The sequence below is a fragment of the Variovorax boronicumulans genome (genome assembly GCF_019352895.1).
Lineage (GTDB): Bacteria > Pseudomonadota > Gammaproteobacteria > Burkholderiales > Burkholderiaceae_C > Variovorax > Variovorax boronicumulans_A.
In genome coordinates, this window is sequence record NZ_JAAAFX010000004.1 from 2151604 (window position 1) to 2167031 (window position 15428).

The 15428-nt window shown below is 68.3% G+C and carries 16 protein-coding genes; 10 read left to right on the forward strand and 6 right to left on the reverse strand.

All coding sequences use genetic code 11. The annotated features are described in order from the left end of the window. Positions 1 to 9 precede the first annotated feature (9 nt). From cyoB to K0H49_RS11595, 6 genes are read left to right on the forward strand one after another with little or no spacing between them, the layout of a single operon-like run. Positions 10 to 2013 (forward strand): cytochrome o ubiquinol oxidase subunit I, encoded by a 2004-nt coding sequence (gene cyoB, locus K0H49_RS11570; RefSeq protein ID WP_219212187.1) that lies wholly within the window; start codon positions 10 to 12, stop codon positions 2011 to 2013. Next, the gene (gene cyoC / locus K0H49_RS11575) at positions 2006 to 2641 is read left to right on the forward strand and encodes a cytochrome o ubiquinol oxidase subunit III (RefSeq protein WP_219212188.1); all 636 of its coding nucleotides are present in this window, start codon (positions 2006 to 2008) and stop codon (positions 2639 to 2641) included. Before cyoB ends, cyoC begins: the two co-directional genes overlap by 8 nt. Then, complete coding sequence (gene cyoD, locus K0H49_RS11580; RefSeq protein WP_219212190.1) at positions 2638 to 3039, forward strand: cytochrome o ubiquinol oxidase subunit IV; 402 nt, start codon at positions 2638 to 2640, stop codon at positions 3037 to 3039. Before cyoC ends, cyoD begins: the two co-directional genes overlap by 4 nt. After that, positions 3036 to 3875: an SURF1 family protein gene (locus K0H49_RS11585; protein WP_257624671.1), complete on the forward strand. Its 840-nt coding sequence runs from the start codon at positions 3036 to 3038 to the stop codon at positions 3873 to 3875. The genes cyoD and K0H49_RS11585 overlap by 4 nt, the downstream gene beginning before the upstream one ends. A gap of 10 nt (positions 3876 to 3885) precedes the next feature. Continuing rightward, positions 3886 to 5190 carry an ATP-binding protein gene (locus K0H49_RS11590; RefSeq protein WP_257624672.1) on the forward strand — a complete coding sequence of 435 codons (1305 nt, stop codon included), beginning with the start codon at positions 3886 to 3888 and terminating at the stop codon, positions 5188 to 5190. Further along, entirely contained in the window at positions 5180 to 5725 is a 546-nt protein-coding gene (locus tag K0H49_RS11595; protein ID WP_219212194.1) for a response regulator transcription factor, read from the forward strand. The genes K0H49_RS11590 and K0H49_RS11595 overlap by 11 nt, the downstream gene beginning before the upstream one ends. On the opposite strand, the gene zigA is transcribed toward K0H49_RS11595, so the two are convergent. Both zigA and K0H49_RS11605 read right to left on the reverse strand, forming a co-directional pair. Then, the gene (gene zigA / locus K0H49_RS11600; protein WP_219212196.1) at positions 5718 to 6920 is read right to left on the reverse strand and encodes a zinc metallochaperone GTPase ZigA; all 1203 of its coding nucleotides are present in this window, start codon (positions 6918 to 6920) and stop codon (positions 5718 to 5720) included. The genes K0H49_RS11595 and zigA overlap by 8 nt on opposite strands. A 75-nt stretch (positions 6921 to 6995) precedes the next feature. Then, a complete protein-coding gene (locus K0H49_RS11605; RefSeq protein WP_219212197.1) occupies positions 6996 to 7466 on the reverse strand; it encodes a Fur family transcriptional regulator in 471 nt (156 codons plus the stop codon). A gap of 152 nt (positions 7467 to 7618) precedes the next feature. Here K0H49_RS11605 and K0H49_RS11610 point away from each other — a divergent pair, with 152 nt between their 5' ends. The 3 genes from K0H49_RS11610 to K0H49_RS11620 all read left to right on the forward strand — a co-directional run bounded on the left by K0H49_RS11610 (position 7619) and on the right by K0H49_RS11620 (position 11748). Then, on the forward strand, positions 7619 to 8134 hold the full coding sequence (locus K0H49_RS11610; RefSeq protein ID WP_219212200.1) for a sigma-70 family RNA polymerase sigma factor: 516 nt from the start codon (positions 7619 to 7621) through the stop codon (positions 8132 to 8134). Next, positions 8131 to 9129, forward strand: coding sequence for a FecR family protein (locus K0H49_RS11615; RefSeq protein ID WP_219212201.1), 999 nt, complete (start codon positions 8131 to 8133; stop codon positions 9127 to 9129). Before K0H49_RS11610 ends, K0H49_RS11615 begins: the two co-directional genes overlap by 4 nt. A gap of 84 nt (positions 9130 to 9213) precedes the next feature. Then, positions 9214 to 11748, forward strand: coding sequence for a TonB-dependent siderophore receptor (locus K0H49_RS11620; RefSeq protein WP_219212204.1), 2535 nt, complete (start codon positions 9214 to 9216; stop codon positions 11746 to 11748). Positions 11749 to 11776: 28 nt separating this feature from the next. Here K0H49_RS11620 and K0H49_RS11625 read toward each other — a convergent pair whose 3' ends face one another. Further along, positions 11777 to 12601 (reverse strand): LysR family transcriptional regulator, encoded by an 825-nt coding sequence (locus K0H49_RS11625; protein ID WP_219212206.1) that lies wholly within the window; start codon positions 12599 to 12601, stop codon positions 11777 to 11779. 125 nt (positions 12602 to 12726) lie between these two features. Here K0H49_RS11625 and K0H49_RS11630 point away from each other — a divergent pair, with 125 nt between their 5' ends. Continuing rightward, positions 12727 to 13461, forward strand: a complete 735-nt coding sequence (locus K0H49_RS11630; RefSeq protein WP_219212208.1) for an SDR family oxidoreductase — start codon at positions 12727 to 12729, stop codon at positions 13459 to 13461. Positions 13462 to 13509: 48 nt separating this feature from the next. Here K0H49_RS11630 and K0H49_RS11635 read toward each other — a convergent pair whose 3' ends face one another. The 3 genes from K0H49_RS11635 to K0H49_RS11645 form a co-directional block, all read right to left on the reverse strand. Then, positions 13510 to 14013 (reverse strand): hypothetical protein, encoded by a 504-nt coding sequence (locus K0H49_RS11635; RefSeq protein WP_219212210.1) that lies wholly within the window; start codon positions 14011 to 14013, stop codon positions 13510 to 13512. Positions 14014 to 14099: 86 nt separating this feature from the next. Next, positions 14100 to 14684, reverse strand: coding sequence for a TetR/AcrR family transcriptional regulator (locus tag K0H49_RS11640; RefSeq protein ID WP_219212212.1), 585 nt, complete (start codon positions 14682 to 14684; stop codon positions 14100 to 14102). Positions 14685 to 14816: 132 nt separating this feature from the next. Further along, positions 14817 to 15428, reverse strand: a complete 612-nt coding sequence (locus tag K0H49_RS11645) for an HD domain-containing protein (RefSeq protein WP_219212214.1) — start codon at positions 15426 to 15428, stop codon at positions 14817 to 14819.

Consider the following 15428-nt stretch of genomic DNA (forward strand, 5'->3'; position numbering starts at 1 on the left):
CGGATCTCCATGTTCGACTCACTCGACCTCACGAAGCTCGTCTTCGGCCGCCTGACCTGGGAGGCGATCCCGCTGCACGATCCCATCCTGCTCGCCACCTTCCTGGCCGTGGTGCTCGGTGGCGTCGGCCTGCTGGCCCTCATCACCTACCAGAAGGCCTGGGGCTACCTCTGGCGCGAATGGTTCACCAGCATCGACCACAAGAAGATCGGGATCATGTACGTGATCCTGGGCCTGGTGATGCTGCTGCGCGGCTTTGCCGACGCGATCATGATGCGCCTGCACCAGGCCATGTCCTTCGGCGCCAACGAGGGCTTCCTGCCGCCGCACCACTACGACCAGATCTTCACCGCCCACGGCGTGATCATGATCTTCTTCGTGGCCATGCCGCTGGTCACGGGCCTGATGAACTACGTGGTGCCGCTGCAGATCGGCGCGCGCGACGTGGCCTTCCCCTTCCTCAACAACTTCAGCTTCTGGATGACCGCCAGCGGCGCCGTGCTGGTCATGGCCTCGCTGTTCGTGGGCGAGTTCGCGCGCACCGGCTGGCTGGCCTATCCGCCGCTGTCGGGCATCCTGCACAGCCCTGACGTGGGGGTCGACTACTACATCTGGTCGCTTCAGATCGCGGGGGTGGGCACGCTGCTCTCGGGCATCAACCTGCTGGCGACCATCGTGAAGATGCGCGCGCCGGGCATGGCCATGATGAAGATGCCGATCTTCACCTGGACCTCGCTGTGCACCAACGTGCTGATCGTGGCCGCGTTCCCGGTGCTGACCGCGGTGCTCGCGCTGCTGTCGTTGGACCGCTACGTCGGCACCAACTTCTTCACCAACGACTTCGGCGGCAACGCCATGATGTACGTGAACCTGATCTGGATCTGGGGCCACCCCGAGGTCTACATCCTGATCCTGCCGGCCTTCGGCATCTTCTCCGAAGTGGTGTCCACCTTCTCGGGCAAGCGCCTGTTCGGCTACGCCTCGATGGTCTACGCCACGGTGGTGATCACCATCCTGTCGTACCTGGTGTGGCTGCACCACTTCTTCACCATGGGCTCGGGTGCCAGCGTGAACTCGTTCTTCGGGATCACGACGATGATCATCTCGATCCCGACGGGCGCGAAGATCTTCAACTGGCTCTTCACCATGTACCGCGGCCGCATCCGCTTCGACGTGCCGATGCTCTGGACCATGGGCTTCATGGTCACCTTCGTGATCGGCGGCATGACGGGCGTGCTGCTGGCGGTGCCGCCGGCCGACTTCGTGCTGCACAACAGCCTGTTCCTGGTGGCCCACTTCCACAACGTGATCATCGGCGGCGTGCTGTTCGGCCTCATGGCCGGCATCACCTACTGGTTCCCCAAGGCCTTCGGCTACAAGCTCGACCCGTTCTGGGGAAAGATGTCCTTCTGGTTCTGGCTGGTCGGCTTCTGGCTCGCCTTCATGCCGCTGTACGTGCTGGGCCTGATGGGCGTGACGCGCCGCATGAGCCACTTCCAGGACATGTCGCTGCAGATCTGGTTCCAGGTCGCCGCCTTCGGCGCCTGCCTGATCGCGCTGGGCATCCTGTCCTTCATCATCCAGCTGGTGGTGAGCTTCCGCCGCCGCGAGTCACTGCGCGACGTGACGGGCGATCCGTGGGATGGCCGCACGCTGGAATGGTCGACCTCGTCGCCGCCGCCGGCCTACAACTTCGCGTTCACGCCGATCATCCATGACAACGATGCCTGGTCGGACATGAAGCGCCGCGGCTACCAGCGCCCGACCGAAGGCTTCCGCCCGATCCACATGCCCAAGAACACCTGGGCCGGCATCGTGATCGCGGGCCTCAGCACGCTGGTGGGCTTCTCGCTGATCTGGCACATGTGGCCGCTGGCCGTGCTGGCGATGCTGACGCTGGTCGGCACCACGATCTTCCATACCTTCAACTACAAGCGCGACTATCACATCGACGCGGACGAAGTCGTCCGCACCGAGGGATTGCGCACCCGTCTCTTGGCCAGCCATGTCTGATACCGCCACCTTGAACGCCGGCGCCAACGCGCCGGACAACCTGCGCTTCTACGTCCCCGGGGACCACCACCCGCAGAACGCCACCGGCCTGGGCTTCTGGCTCTACCTGATGAGCGACTGCCTGATCTTCGCCTGCCTGTTCGCGGTGCATGCGGTGGTGGGGCGCAGCTACGCGGCCGGCCCCTCGGGCGCCGACCTGTTCGACCTGCCGCTGGTGGCGCTCAACACCTCGATGCTGCTGCTGTCCTCGATCACCTATGGCTTCGCCATGATCGAGATGCAGAAGAAGCGCGTGAAGCCGGTGCTGGCCTGGCTGGCGATCACCGGCCTGCTGGGCGCGGCCTTCATCGGCCTCGAGCTCTACGAGTTCGCGCACCTGATCCACGAGGGCGCGGTGCCGCAGCGCAGCGCCTTCCTGTCCTCCTTCTTCACGCTGGTCGGTACGCACGGCCTGCACGTCACCTTCGGCCTGATCTGGCTGGTCACGCTGATGGTGCAGGTTTCGCGCCACGGCCTGCTGCCGGAGAACCGCCGCCGCCTCATGTGCCTGTCGATGTTCTGGCATTTCCTGGACGTGATCTGGATCGGCGTCTTCACCTTCGTCTATCTGATGGGAGTCCTTCCATGAGCGCACATGACCTGGACCACCACGGTCACGATTCCCACGGCCACGACGACCATCACGACGAAGGCGGCGCGGCCCACAGCACCGTCGGCGGCTACGTCACCGGCTTCATCCTGTCGGTCATCCTCACGGTCATCCCGTTCTGGCTGGTCATGGGCAAGGTGTTCGACAGCTCCAGCGTCACGGCCTTCGTGATCCTGGGCTTCGCGGCCGTGCAGATGGTGGTGCACATGGTGTACTTCCTGCACATGAACACCAAGGCCGAGGGCGGCTGGTCGATGCTGGCGCTGATCTTCACGCTGGTGCTGGTGGTCATCACGCTGGCCGGCTCGCTGTGGGTGATGTACCACCTCAACCACAACATGATGCCGTCGATGCACGACATGCAGAACATGCCTTGAACCCGGGGCAGCGCGAGCATGGCGAGGCGGCGCCCGAGCGGGGCCCGCGCTCCGCGGCCGTGCGGGCCGTGCTGGCGCTGTGCGCGCTGGGCCTGTTCATCGGCTTCATGGCGCTGGGCATCTGGCAGGTCGAACGCCGTGCCTGGAAGCTCGCGCTGATCCAGAGCGTCGACGAGCGCGTGCACGCGCCGCCCGTCGACGCGCCCGGCCCGGCCGACTGGTCCGGCTTCGATGCCGCGGCGCAGGCCTACCGCCACGTGCGGCTCGCCGGCACCTTCGACCACGCCCACGAGACCCTGGTGCAGGCCAGCACCGCGCGTGGCACCGGCTTCTGGGTGATCACGCCGTTGCGCCTGGCCGGCGGCGGCACGGTGCTGGTCAACCGCGGCTTCGTGCCGCCCGAACGGCGCGAACCCGCGCAACGCGATGCAGGGCCGCAGGGCGAGGTGCGCGTGGCCGGCCTGCTGCGTGCCAGCGAACCGGGCGGCATGTTCCCGCGCCGCAACGACCCCGCCATCGGGCGCTGGTTCTCGCGCGACGTGCCCGCCATCGCCGCCGCGCGCGGCCTGGGCGAGGTGGCGCCGTACTTCGTCGATGCCGACGCCACGCCGGGTGGCGAGGGCGCGCCGGTCGGGGGCCTGACGGTGATCGCCTTTCCCAACAGCCACCTGGTCTATGCGCTGACCTGGTTCGGCCTGGCGCTGATGGTGGCGCTGGGCGCGGGCTACGTGGCGCGCGAGGAGCTTCGCCTGGGCCGCCGGGCGAGGGCGCGCCGGCATGGCGACAATGGGTCTTCCCGCCCAGGAGACGACCCGGATGCCGACCCCCACCCCTGACACCCCGCCCATGCGCGCGCCCGAGGCGCCGCGCATCCAGGATGCGAGCGGGCTGCAGAACCTCGAGCAGCTGATCCAGCTGCGCTGGATCGCGGTGGTCGGCCAGATCGTGACCATCGAGGTCGCGCACTACGGGCTGCAGATCCGGCTGCCGCTGGGCACCATGCTGGCGATCCTGGGTTGCCTGATCGTCTTCAACATCGCGAGCCTGCTGCGCTGGCGCACCGGCCGCGCCGTGACCAACGGCGAGCTGTTCGTCGCGCTGCTGGTCGACGTGGCGATGCTGAGCGCGCAGCTCTACCTGAGCGGCGGCACCACCAACCCCTTCGTCTTTCTCTTCCTGCTGCAGGTGATCCTGGGCGCGGTGCTGCTGGAGGCCTGGTCAAGCCTGACCATGGTGGTCATCACCACCCTCTGCTTCGCCGGCCTCGCACTGTTCTCGCGCCCGCTCGAACTGCCGCTGGACCACGACCGAGGCCTGGCGAGCCCCTACGTGCAGGGCATGCTGGTGTCCTTCGCGCTCAATGCCGCGCTGCTGCTGATCTTCGTCACCCGCATCAACCGCAACCTGCGCGAGCGCGATGCGCGGCTGGCCGCCTTGCGCCAGCGCGCGGCCGAGGAGGAGCACATCGTGCGCATGGGCCTGCTGGCCTCGGGTGCGGCCCACGAGCTGGGCACGCCGCTGGCGACGCTGGCCGTGATCCTGGGCGACTGGCGGCGTATGCCCGAGTTTGCGGCCAATCCCGAGCTGCAGCAGGAGATCGGCGAGATGCAGACCCAGCTGCAGCGTTGCAAGTCGATCGTGAGCGGCGTGCTGATGTCGGCCGGCGAGGCGCGCGGCGAGTCCTCGGTCGAGACCACCGTCAGCACCTTCCTCGACGAGCTGGTGCAGGCCTGGCGCGAGACGCGGCCCGTGACCTCCTTCGTCTACGACAACCGTTTCGGGCAGGACCTGCCCATGGTCTCGGATTCCGCGCTGCAGCAGATGATCTGCAACGTGCTCGACAATGCCCTCGAGGCCTCGCCCTACTGGGTGCGGCTCGAAGTCGACCGCGAGGGCGACAGGCTGCTGCTGACCGTGACCGACAACGGCCCGGGCTTCGCGCCCGCGATGCTGGCCGAGCTGGGCAAGCCCTACCGCTCGAGCAAGGGGCGCCCCGGCGGTGGCCTGGGATTGTTCCTGGTGGTCAACGTGGCGCGCACGCTGGGCGGCAGCGTGAGCGCGCAGAACCGCGAAGAGGGCGGCGCGGTGGTGGAACTGACGCTGCCGCTTTCGGCGATCGTCCTGGAAGAGGAGCCCGACGGTGGAAACTGAACAAGAAGATCGCCTGCTGCTGGTGGTCGAGGACGACGCCGCCTTCGCGCGCACGCTGGGCCGTTCCTTCGAGCGCCGCGGCTACCGCGTGATCCTGGCCACCAACCTCGACGACGTGAGCCTCTTGCTGCAGCAGCATTCACCTGGCTACGCGGTGGTCGACCTCAAGCTCAGCGGGGAGGCTTCGGGCCTGGCCTGCGTCCAGACCCTGCATGCGCACGACCGCGGCATGCTGATCGTGGTGCTGACCGGTTTCGCCAGCATCGCGACCGCGGTCGAGGCGATCAAGCTGGGCGCCTGCCACTACCTGGCCAAGCCCTCGAACACCGACGACATCGAGGCCGCCTTCGGCCGCGCCGAGGGCACCACCGAGGTCGAGCTCACCAACCGCTCGACCTCGATCAAGACCCTCGAATGGGAGCGCATCCACGAGGTGCTGGCCGAGACCGGCTTCAACATCTCCGAGACCGCGCGCCGCCTGGGCATGCACCGCCGCACGCTGGCGCGCAAGCTGGGCAAGCAGCAGGTCAAGTAAGGCTGTCGTCGGTCCAGGCGGGGAAGGGGTCGGGCCAGGCCTGCCACTGCACGGGGCCGGCCGCCATCTCGGCATCGCTCAGCAGGCAGGCATCGAGCCGCGCGCGCAGCGCGGCTTCGTCCATGCCGATGCCGATCAGCACCAGCTCCTGGCGCGCATCGCCCACCGTGTCGCTCCATTTCGCCTCGATCGTGGCCAGCGCTTCGGCGTCGGTCGGCCAGTGCTCGCGCGGCACCGCGGCCCACCAGTAGCCGGCCGCGCCGTAGCGGCAGGCGCCGCCGGCCTGCGACCAGTTGCCCGCGAACCCGGGCCGGCTCGCAAGCCAGAAGAAGCCCTTGGAGCGGACCACGCCTGGCCATTCGCTTTGCACCCATGCCCAGAAGCGCGCGGGATGGAAGGGCCGACGCGCGCGGTAGACGAAGCTGTCGATGCCGTATTCCAGCGTCTCGGGCTTGTGCTCGCCGCGCATCTCGCGCAGCCAGCCGGGCGCGTCGGCGGCCTGCTCGAAGTCGAACAGCCCGGTGTCGAGCACGCGCTCGAGCGGCACCCGGCCGAACTGCGCGTACTCGATGCGCGCGCGCGGGTTCAGGTGGGCCAGGATGCCCGCGAGGCGCAGCCGGTCGGCCTCGCTCACCAGGTCGGCCTTGTTCACCACCAGCACGTCGCAGAACTCGACCTGTTCGATCAGCAGGTCGACCACGGTGCGGGTGTCGGCGTCGCCCAGCGACTGCCCGCGCGCGCCCAGGCTGTCGGCCGAGCCGTAGTCGCGCAGGAAGTTGAAGGCATCGACCACCGTCACCATGGTGTCGAGCCGCGCCACGCGCGACAGGCTCTTGCCGTCCTCGCCCTCGAAGGTGAAGGTCTCGGCCACGGGCAGCGGCTCGGAGATGCCGGTGGATTCGATCACCAGCTGGTCGAAGCGCCCGGCCTTGGCCAGGCGCTCGACCTCGATCAGCAGGTCTTCCCGCAAGGTGCAGCAGATGCAGCCGTTGCTCATCTCCACCAGCTTCTCCTCGGTGCGCGACAGGTCGGCGCCGCCGTCGCGCACCAGCGCGGCGTCGATGTTGACCTCGCTCATGTCGTTGACGATGACCGCCACGCGCCGGCCCTCGCGGTTGTTCAGGATGTGGTTGAGCAGCGTGGTCTTGCCGGCGCCCAGGAAGCCGGAGAGCACGGTCACGGGAAGTCGATGCATCGCAGTCCTAATTGATATCGAATTATCAATTAGAACCGATTCGCCGCGCGCATGCACGCCGGCGCAAGAGAGGGGTCAGCGCTGGGCGGCGGTCTTGCGGGGCGCGGGCGTGCTGCAGTCGGCGCAGGTGCCGTAGAGCGTGAGCTCGTGCGCATCGACGCGGAAGCCCTTGGGCGCGAGCGAGGCGAAGTCGCCCGGGCACTGGTGCACGTCGAACACGCGCGCGCACTGGCGGCACTGGAAATGGTGGTGGTGCGCATGGCGCGCGCTCTCGTAGCGCGGGGCCTCGCCCGGCAGCTCGACGATGCGGATCTCCTGCGCGTCGGCCAGCAGCTTGAGGTTGCGGTAGACGGTCGCGATGCCCATGGCCTCGACCTCGCGCTGCGCGTCCTCGAGGATCTCGGCGGGCAACAGCGGGCGCGCCGAGCGGTCGATCACCGCGCGGATCGCGGAGCGCTGGCGCGTGGCGCGCTGGCCGGCGACCGCAACCTCGGCTGCGGGGGCATCGGCGTGCGCATGGCCGGCATGGGGTGAGGCTTTGTTCAACGGAGGATCTGGCAGTGGGGCAGGGTGGGGTCGCGGCAGTTTAGCGGCCTCGCTCCATCACTGCGTCAAAGCCCCGGCCGGGGGAAAGGCAGGAGGACCGTGGCCGCGCATGGATAAAATGAGAGTAATTCTCATTCATCGAATTCACGCCCATGTCCTCTTCCGCCGCGGCCGATCCCGTCCACGCGCTGTACCGCGAGCACCGTGCCTGGCTGCAGACCTGGCTGCGCCGCCGGCTGGGCGACGGCCACACGGCCGCGGACCTGACACAGGACACCTTCGTGCGCGTGATCAGCGGCGGCCAGGCGCAGGCGATCGAGGAGCCGCGCGCCTACCTGACCACGCTGGCGCAGCGCGTGCTCTACAACTTCTGGCGCCGGCGCGAACTGGAGCGGGCCTGGCTCGATGCGCTCGCGGTACAGCCCGAGGAACTGGTGCCGTCGCCCGAAACCTATGCGCTGGTGCGCGAAGCCGTCGAGACCATGGACCGCTGGCTCGACGGCCTGCCGCCCAAGGTGCGCGAGGCCTTCCTGCTGCGCCGGCTCGAGGGCCTGGCCCATGCCGAGATCGCGCAACGCATGGGCGTCTCGGTGCGCACGGTCGAGCGCCACATCAAGCAGGCCATCGTGCACCTCTACACCTGCCCCGCGCAGCCGGAGGCCGGATGACGGCGCGTGCCACCGCCTTGCCGCTCGACCCCGTGACCGAGCAGGCCATCGACTGGCTGGTGCGGCTGGACTCCGGCCACAGCGACGACGGCGAGCGCCGCGCCTTTGCGCGCTGGCTCGAGGCCGCGCCAACCCACGCGGCGGCCTGGGCTTCGCTGCAGCAGCGGCTGGACCAGCGCATCGCGCCTGCGCTCACGCAGCTGCAGGCTGGCGGCCATGCGCCCTCGGGCGTGCGTGCGCTGAGTGCACCACCGGATCACCGCGCGCGTCGGCGTGCGCTGCTGGGCGGTGCCGCGGTCGCGCTGCTCACGGCCGCGGGCGGCGGGCTCTGGGCCGAGCGGCAGGCGCCGCTCATGGCCTGGTCTTCCGACCTGCGCACGGGCACCGGCGAACGCCGCCGCTTCGTGCTCGCCGACGGCAGCGACCTGCTGCTCAACGCACGCTCGGCCGCCGACCTGGACTTCAGCGCCGGCCAGCGCCTCGTGCACCTGCGCGCGGGCGCGCTGATCGTCAACGTCGCGGCCGATGCGCGGCGGCCTTTCGTCGTGCAGAGCGCCCAGGGTGCCGTGCGCGCGCTGGGCACGCGCTTCATGGTGCAGCAGGAGGAGGGCCGCACGCTGGTGTCGGTGCTCGAACACAGCGTGCGCCTGCGCCCGCTGAACGACGGGGCGGCGGTCGAATTGCCGCAGGGCGCGAGCGCCTGGCTGCACGCCGATGGCATCGAGCCCGTGGCCGCGGCGCGCGTCGATCCCAGCGCCTGGTCCAGTGGCGTGCTCGAAGTACACGACCAGCCTCTGGCCGACGTGCTCGAGGCGCTGCGCCCGTACACGCCGGCCATCCTGCGCGCCAGCCCCGAGGCCGCGCGCGTGCGCGTCTACGGTGTCTATCCGCTGGACCGGCCGATGCAGGTCCTGCAGGCGCTGGTCGACACGCTGCCGCTGCGGGTGCGCCACTGGGGCGAGTGGGTGGTCTACGTGGACACGCGCACGGCCTGAGATTTTTTGCGCATCGGCTGTCGGGTTTGCCCGCCTCGCGGGACATACAGGGTTGAACGCTCCGATCCACCCGAACCGACCAGGATGTCCGACGTGACGCTGTCTCCCCTGTCTTCCCTGTCCCGCTCCCGCGCCCCGATGCGCAAGGCCTCGCTGGCGCTGGCCGCCGTGCTCGCCTGTGCCGCCGCCCCGTCGTTTGCACAGACGACACCCGCCGTGCCACCCGGCGCCGTCGCCGATGGCGCGATGGACTGGAACCTGCCGGCCGATGAACTCGGTGTGGTGCTCGCGCGCATCGCACGCCAGGGCGGCCGCAGCATCAGCGCCGCGCCTGCATTGGTGGCCGGGCGCCGCGCCCATGCGGTGCAGGGGCGCCTCACCGTCGCACAGGCCGCGCAGCAGGCGCTGGCGGGCAGCGGGCTCGCACTGGCGCAGACGCCCGGCGGCACACTGACCGTCGTGGCCTCGGAACGCAACGCGCCCGCGGCCGAGGCTGCATCGGGCACCACGCTGGCCGAAGTGCGCGTGACGGCGCAGGCCGAGCGCTCGGGCACCACCGAAGGCACCGGCGTCTACACCGCGCGCGGCCCGACGGGCCTGGCCAGCGGCCTGAACCTGAGCCTCAAGGACACGCCGCAATCGGTCAGCGTGATGACCCAGCAGCGCATGGAGGACCAGAACCTCACGACCATCGGCGAGGTGCTCGCCCGCACGCCGGGCATCTCGACGGCCGTGCTCGGCACCGAGCGCATCAACGCCAACGCGCGCGGCTATCCGATCAGCAACTACCAGCTCGACGGGGTCAACACCCACTCCGAGTTCCTGGGCCTGGATGCGCTGCCTTCGCAGAGCATCGCCGACATGGCGCTGTACGACCGCATCGAGGTGCTGCGCGGCGCCTCGGGGCTGAGCACCGGCGCGGGCGATCCGTCGGGCATCGTGAACATGGTGCGCAAGAAGCCCACCTCCACCTTCCAGGGCGTGGCCGAGGCGAGCATCGGTTCCTGGGGCAACAAGCGCGGCATGCTCGACCTCTCGAGCCCGCTCAACGCGTCGGGCAGCGTGCGCGGCCGACTGGTCGCGGTGCACGAGGAAGGCGACAGCTACATCGACTACTACAGCAAGAAGAAGGACGTGTTCTACGGCGTGATCGAGGCCGACCTCACGAATTCGCTCAAGCTCACGGCCGGCATCGACCACCAGGAGAACCGTTCGCGCGGTTCGCTGTCGTACCTGGGCTTCCCGCTGTTCAACAGCGACGGCGAGCAGACCGACTTCAAGACCTCCTTCAACGCCGCGAGCCGCCACAACCGCTTCAACACCGATTCCACCAGTGCCTTCGTGACGCTGGAACAGCGCTTCGACAACGACTGGAAGCTCAAGCTCTCGGCCAACGACCTGCATTCGAAGCAGCGCGAGGATTCGGTCTACATGGCGGTCAACAGCAGCGTGTTCGACAAGCGCACCGGCGACGGCCTGCTGCTCAACGCCGAACGCCGCGACTACCGGCTGAAGAACCAGACGGTGGACCTGAAGCTGGGCGGACCCTTCAGCCTGTTCGGCCGCCAGCACGAGGCGCTGGTCGGCGTCGAGTACAACGACTTCCGCAGCTTGACCCACGGCAGCTTCGACATCTCCGGCCTCGACGGCCTGCCGGTCAACGTCTACCGCTGGGACAACAGCGGTGCGCCGGTCTACGGCGACCGCTTCGTCACCTTCGACAGCACGCGCCGCCAGACCAGCGTCTATGGCGCGGGCCGCTTCCAGCTGGCCGATGCGCTCAAGCTCATCGTCGGCGCCAAGGTGCTGAACTACGACAGCGACTACGTCACGAACACGACTGGCGGCTACTACAGCACCTCGCCGTCGTCCGAGCGCCGCGTGTTCACGCCCTACGGTGGCCTGGTGTACGACCTGAGCGCACAGCACACGCTGTATGCGAGCTTCGCCACCATCTACAACCCGCAGAGCTCGCTCGACCGCAACGGCCAGCTGCTCGACCCGCAGGAAGGCAACACCTACGAGGCCGGCCTCAAGAGCAGCTTCCTCGACGGCCGCGTGACGACCAGCGCCGCGATCTACCAGATCCGCCAGGACAACGTGGCCGAGGCCGACCCGGGCCAGTTCATTCCCGGCACCTCCAACACCGCCTCGCGCGCGGTCAAGGGCGTGAAGACGCAGGGCATCGACCTCGAGTTCAACGGCGCGCTGGCCCCGGGCTGGAACCTGAGCGCCTCGTACAACTTCAGCAGCTCGGAAGACGCGACCGGCCGCCGCGTCAACACCACCTTCCCGCGCCAGATGGCCCGGGTCTGGACCACCTACCGCCTGCCGGGCGACTGGCGCCGGCTCACCGTGGGCGGTGGCGTGGACTGGAACAGCGGCATCAGCTACAGCGGCGAGATCTGGCAGATCGAACGCGCGGTCGTCGCACGCCAGGGCGCCTATGCGGTGGCCGGCCTGATGGCGCGTTACGACGTGAACGAGCAGCTCTCGGTCTCGCTCAACGTGCAGAACCTGTTCGACCGCAAGTACATCGCCTCGATGTCGGGCTGGTGGTACTCGGGCACGTACGGCGCACCGCGCAGCGCGCAATTGACGGCGCGGTACAAGTTCTAGGCTGGCTTCCGCGCACGGCGGCGGTGCTTCAGCCGGCGTGTAGCGCGTTGCGCAGCAATGTCAAAGGGCTGTGGTCGAGTGACTGGATGGGGTAGCAGACGCCGATACGGCGTTTCAGGTCCACCGCCTTCAGTGGACGGATCAGGACTCGCGGCGTTTCTTCGGCCAGCGACTCCGGCACGACGGCCGTCCCGACGCCTGCTGCAACGAGGTCCAGCGCCAACGAAAAATTGTCCGCGTGGGCTGCCGGGGCGTGCGCGGCGGCGCCGTACAGGGGCATCAGTCGTTGATGGCTGGCGTGCGTCGGGCACGTGATCCACGAGGCCCGGCCTTCGGGGTCGAGGCCCGGCGCCCCGTCGTTTTCCGGCGCCGGGTACGCGGCAGGCGACGCCAGCACGTAGCCTTCGCTCAGGATCGGCAGAAACAGTTCGTCCTCGCAGCGCAGGTCTTCGCTGGCCAGCCGCGCGTCGCCCTCGCATCCCGCCAGCAGGCGCAGTTGCAGCCCGGGCACGCAGGCATGGGCGGTCGTGGCGAGATGCTGCACCGTCGCGCGAGCCACGTCCTGTTCGACGCCGATGGTCAGGCACTCGCGCTCGCCACGCTGGCGAAAGCGCTGCGCTAGGTCGTCTGCCTCCGCGACCATTCGACGTGCCTGCGGATACAGGGAGCGGGCGTCATCGGTGAGGTCCACACCCCGAGCCTTGCGCAAGAACAGGGTCGTCCCCAGGGACGCTTCCAGCAGGCGGATGCTGCCCGACAACGCCGGCTGGCTCAGGTGAATACGCTGCGCGGCGGCGGTGATGTTGCGTTCTTCAAAGACCGCGATAAAGGCCCGGAGCTGGCGATAGTCCATTCAGAAGCCATAAGTCATTCATATGGATGAAAGAAGAATAAACCATTTTTCAACACCCACATTCTAAAAATAGACTTACCGGAACAGTGATTCATCTGTAGAACTTATTCCTAGGAAGGCCTGACATGCGCAATAGCTCCCAACCGCTGATCGTCATCACCGGCGCCAGTTCCGGCATCGGCCTGGCCACGGCTCGCCTCTTCTCGTCGCACGGCCATCCCCTGTTGCTGTTGGCTCGGCGGCTCGAAAAGATGCAGGCCCTGGACTTGCCGCAGACCTTGGCGCTGTCCGTGGACGTGACCGATCGCGCGACCCTGGCCGCTGCCGTGCAGGAAGGCGAGAAGCGCTTCGGGCCGGCCGATGCGATCGTCAACAACGCGGGCGTCATGCTGCTGGGCGAGATCACCCGCCAGGACCCGGACCAATGGGATCGCATGCTGGACGTGAACGTCAAGGGCGTGCTGAACGGCGTACATGCCGTCGCGGCGGGAATGGTCGGGCGCAAGCGCGGCAGCATCATCAACATCAGTTCGGTGGCGGGGCGCAAGACCTTCGCCAACCACGTGGCCTATGTGGGCAGCAAGTTCGCGGTCCACGGACTGTCCGAGAACCTGCGCGAGGAACTGTCTGCGCACAACGTGCGCGTGACCACGATCGCGCCGGGCGCGGTGGAGACCGAACTGCTCGGCCACACCACCGATGCGGACATCAAGACCGGCTACGAAGCCTGGAAGGCCGGGATGGGCGGCAAGGTGCTGTCCGCCGAAGACGTGGCCCGCGCGGTCCACTACGCCTATTCGCAGCCCGATGGCGTGTGCGTGCGTGAAATCGTCCTGGCAGCCACGCGCCAGCAGGCCTGAGGCCCGCGGCATCGTGCGCGCGGCCGCGGGATGGCGCGCATCGCCGCCTTAGCGCCGGGCTGCGTTGCCGCGACGCGAACGGGTCGTCCAGACCTGCAGCGCGAAGCCCGCGACGAAGATCACGACCCATGCCAGCAGCGTGGCGCGGACCACCGGAGACGCCGGGCTGTCGGCCAACGGATGCGTTGCCGGCAACCGGGTCAGGGTTTCGACGATGCCGGGAACCAGCAGCAGAAAGAAGCTGAAGGTCCGCCCGAGCGTCGCCAGGTACGGCCGCGAGCGCCCCAGCACGGCAAGGCGCGGCACGAGCAGGCTGCCGAAGGCCGCGAGCAGGGCCAGGATGCCCAGCGCGTGTCCGGGATTGAGGCCACCCGTGCTGGACAGGCCGAAGGCCGTGAGCACTGACAGCGCCAGGCCGACCAGGTAGACCCTGCCGGAACGGGTCGCCGGATCGATCGCGCGGTAGCGCGCGAAGCTGTAGAGGCCGGCAGCGACCGGGACCAGGCTGAGGGCGGTGTGGACCACGCCGATGAGGGAAAGAGGGGTCGTCATGTGAGGTGTCTATCTATTAGTTGGTAGAGGGTCGGGACAAATGAAGGCGCCAAGGTGCCGCGGTGAAGGGGCGGTCCGCCGATCGGTTAGGGCGAAGTGAGCCGGCGCATGAGCGGCTGGATGGTGGCGGCGAAGACCTCCGGGTCGCCGTAGGCGCGCGCGGACAGCATCGCGCCGTGCACTGTTGCCATGAAGGCCATGGCCTCGCCTTCGGGACTCGTCTGCAGGAAAAACACCCCCTGTGCCGCACCCTTGGCCAGCACGGATGCGAGCCACGCGGCCAGGTCCAGGAAATGGCCGCGGACCTCGTCCGCGACCTCGCGCGGGAGGGTGGGCAGTTCGGCCGCCAGCATGGCGCAGATGCAGAAGGACGAGGTGGCGTCGCGCATGCACGTCGCCCAGTAGCCCGTGTAGGCTTCGAGCTGCGCGAGCGGCTCCGGAACGTGCTGCACCAGGGCTGCCAGGCCGGTGCGGGCCTCTTCGCGGTACCGCAGCAGCACCGTGCGCACCAGTTCGGCCTTGCTCGGGAAGTGGTGGTGGATGCTGGCCTTGCTGATCTGCACCGACGCCGAGATGTCGGCGTAGCTGAAGCTGTTGTAGCCACCACTGACAAGAAGCGCACGCGCGCACTCGGCGATCTCGGTGGCTCTCGGCGTGAGTTCAGTGTCCATGTGTGCAGTCTATCAACTAGTAGATCGATGTCAAGCCTGCGATCCGGTTCGGGATCTGTGCCCCCTGGCGTCCGGTGCGCTGCAGGGCGGCGCGAGGATCGGTTGGTGGGCGCCACGGCGCGCGCCAAAGCCTCAGCCGGGCTGCAACCCCTGCCGCTTCGCGTCTTGCTTTGAGAAATGCGCGCGCACCCACTGCTCGCTCAGCGCCCACAGCCGGGGCGCACCGCGCTGGATGACGGGACCGTAGCGGGAAAGGACCTGTTCCATCGAAACGCCTTGCTCCGCCCAGGTTCCTCCGTCGGTGAAGATGTTCACGAGCAGCGGCTGGAAACGATCGAGCGCTTTCGCGAACATCGCGTCTTCCGTCAGGGCCTGCTCGAATTCTGTCCACAGCGCGAGCAGCTCGTCGCGCTGCGACGGCGGCAACAGGCCGAACAGGCGCGCCGCGGCACGCGACTCCTGTTCCGCCTGCCACGCGCTCGATGTCCCGCCGTGGATGGGATGGTCGCCGACATCGACCTCCACGATGTCGTGCAGCAAGAGCATCTTCATGACCCGGGCCGTGTCGACGGCGCCGTCGGCATAGTCGCTCAGTACCAGGGCGTAGGTCGCCAGGTGCCAGGAGTGCTCGGCGGAGTTCTCCTTCCGGCTCCTGTCAAGCAACGGCGATTGCCTGACGACGGTCTTCAGTCGATCGATCTCTCTCAGGAAGCTCAGCTGCTTTTCCAGCTCGGTCGGGTGCAT